General features: G+C 72.7%; 3 protein-coding genes. All 3 read right to left on the reverse strand.

Annotation, left to right across the window (positions count from 1 at the left end; translation table 11 throughout):
- Positions 1-910, reverse strand: a 910-nt coding sequence (locus H5J30_RS26230) for an SPFH domain-containing protein (protein WP_181789812.1), incomplete at its 3' end; no start/stop codon positions are given.
- Between the two features lie 92 nt (positions 911-1,002).
- Positions 1,003-1,440 (reverse strand): NfeD family protein, encoded by a 438-nt coding sequence (locus tag H5J30_RS26235; RefSeq protein WP_181789813.1) that lies wholly within the window; start codon positions 1,438-1,440, stop codon positions 1,003-1,005.
- 103 nt (positions 1,441-1,543) lie between these two features.
- Complete coding sequence (locus H5J30_RS26240) at positions 1,544-2,500, reverse strand: arsenic resistance protein (protein WP_220189390.1); 957 nt, start codon at positions 2,498-2,500, stop codon at positions 1,544-1,546.
- Positions 2,501-2,680 lie beyond the last annotated feature (180 nt).

Here is a 2,680-nt window from a genome sequence, read left to right on the forward strand (position 1 = left end):
CGGCCGGCGCGGCTTGCGCGGCCTGCGGCAGGCCCGGCGCCGACTTGTCGCCGAAGGCGGTGGTGACGGTGCGTACCGCCTCCGTCAGCTCGCCGGGGATCACCCAGAACGTGTTGTTGTCGCTCTTCGCCAGGTGCGGCAGCGTCTCCAGGTACTTGTACGCCAGGATCTTCGGGTCGGCGTTGTTGCGGTGGACGGCCTGGAAGACGCGCTCCACGGCCTGCGCCTCGCCGTCCGCCCGCAGGATCATGGCCTGCTGCGTGCCCTGCGCCTCCAGGATGTCCTTCTGCTTCGTGCCCTCGGCGGTGAGGATCTTCGCCTGCCGCTCGCCCTCGGCGTGCAGGATCGCCGCGCGCTTGTCGCGCTCGGCGCGCATCTGCTTCTCCATCGCCTCCTTGATGCTGTGCGGCGGGTCGATGGCCTTGATCTCGACGCGGTTGACGCGGATGCCCCACTTGCCGGTGGCGTCGTCGAGGACGGAGCGCAGCCGGGCGTTGATCTCCTCGCGGGAGGTGAGGGTCTCCTCCAGGTCCATGCCGCCGATGACGTTGCGCAGGGTGGTGACGGTGAGCTGGTCGATCGCCTGGAGGTAGTCGGAGACCTCGTACGCGGCCTTCCGCGGATCGGTGATCTGGTAGTAGAGCACCGTGTCGATGTTGACGACGAGGTTGTCCTCGGTGATCACCGGCCGGGGGTCGGACGAGTACACCTGCTCGCGTACGTCGAGCTTGGTGTTGACGCGGTCCGCCACCGGCACGACGAAGTTCAGGCCGGGCTGGAGCGTACGGCGGTAGCGGCCGAAGCGCTCGATGTTGTAGCGGCGGGCCTGCGGGACGACCCGCACGCTGCTCGACACGAGAAAGACGACGACCAGCGCCGCCAGGAGAATCGGGATGACAACCGGGTCCACACTTCCTCCGTTGGCTGTGCGTTGTGCGGTTCGGCGGTTCGCCGGTTCGGCGACGGCGCGGTTCGGGGCGGTTCGGGGCGGTTCGGGACGGTTCAGGGGAGGAGTTCGCGGGGGTAGACCACGGCGGTCGCGCCTTCGATCTCCATGACCTCCACCAGCGCCCCCACCGGGATCACGGCGGTCTCGTCGAGGGCGCGGGCGGACCACTCCTCGCCGGAGAGCTTGATCAGCCCCCGGGTCGCGGTGACCTCCTGCACGACCTCCGCCCGCGCGCCGAGCAGCGCGTCGCTGCCGTCGCGGGTCAGCGGGGTCTGCGCCATGTGCTTCAGCGCGACGGGGCGTACGACGACGAGCCCCGCGGCCGCCGCCGCCCCGAGGGCCGCGAACTGCCCCAGCGCGCCGACGCCCACTCCGGCCACCACGGCGGCCACCATCGCGGCGCCGGCCAGCAGGCCGAAGACCAGCGTCATCGTGAAGAACTCGGCGGCGCCGAGCGCCGCGGCGGCGAGCAGCCAGACGATCCACGGCATCGCGTCAGCCTCCCTACGGGGACTGCTTCCAACCTACCTCCCCGAAAAGCCCGGCAGAACAGGCGAGTTCAGGCGGGTTGGGCGGCGGCGGGTCACGTCTCGGTCACGCCCGGTCGCGTACGCCGTCGGGCAGCAGTAGGGGGACGAGGCGTACGTACACCACCATGCCGACGACCTCGACCAGGGTCTGGGCGACGACGACCACCGCGGCGGCGGCGAGCCGGTCGGGCAGCGCGAGGGCCAGGGGGAGGACGACGAGGGAGTTGCGGGTCGCGCCGGTGAAGACGATCGCGCGGCTCGCCGGGACGTCGAGGCGGAACAGCCGGGCGACGCCGAGGCCGGCGACGGCCATCGCGGCGAGGAAGAGGACGTAGAACGGCACCACGCGGGCCACGTCGCCGGCGCTGTCGTCGACCTTCGGGACCTGGGAGGCGACGACGGTCGCGAGCGTCGCGGCCATCAGGGGCACCATCGCGGTGCCCGCGGCGTCGGCGGTCCGCCGCCCGGCGGGGCGGCGGGCGGCCCACGCCTGGGTGAGCCAGGCCAGGGTGAGAGGGATGGCGATGAGGACGGCGAACGCCTCGACGAACGGCCCGGCGTCGACGATGTCGGCGAGGCCGGAGCCCATGAAGAGGTACAGGTAGCCGGGCAGCAGGACCATCTGCGCGAGGAGCAGGAGGGGGGTGGCGGCCAGGAGCCGGCGGCTGCTGCCGCCGGCGAGGCCGCTGAAGACGATCACGTAGTCGACGCAGGGGGTGAGCAGGACGAGCAGGACGCCCATGCGGATGGCCTGTTCGTCGGGGAGGAACGCGAACATCGCCGCGACGACCAGCGGTACGACGGCGAAGTTGACGACGAGCGCGGCGGCGAGGAACCGCCCGGAGCGCAGGGACCGGAGCAGCTCGGCGGCGGGCACCTGGAGGAACGTCACGAAGAGCAGCGCGCCGAGGACGGGGTTGATGGCGTGCTCAAGCCCGGGTCCGGCCCCGGGCGCGACCCACCCGAGGAGCCCGCCGGCGGCGAGGGCGCCGAGGTAGACGGCGACCTGGTGCCGCTCCATGGCGGCGACGGGACCGGACGGCTGCGGCACGCGTGCTCCTGCGAGGTGGTACGGAACGGGCCGGGCGCCCGGCACCGCGCTCTCCCGACCGTAGACGCCGAGATGCTCACGGCGGGGGGCGGGCAGGCCCCCGGAGCAGCGGTGGCGGGCCGGAGTCCGCCCGCGGTGCCCCGTGCCGGG

It is taken from the genome of Streptomyces phytophilus (assembly GCF_013870535.1).
Lineage (GTDB): Bacteria > Actinomycetota > Actinomycetes > Streptomycetales > Streptomycetaceae > Streptomyces > Streptomyces phytophilus.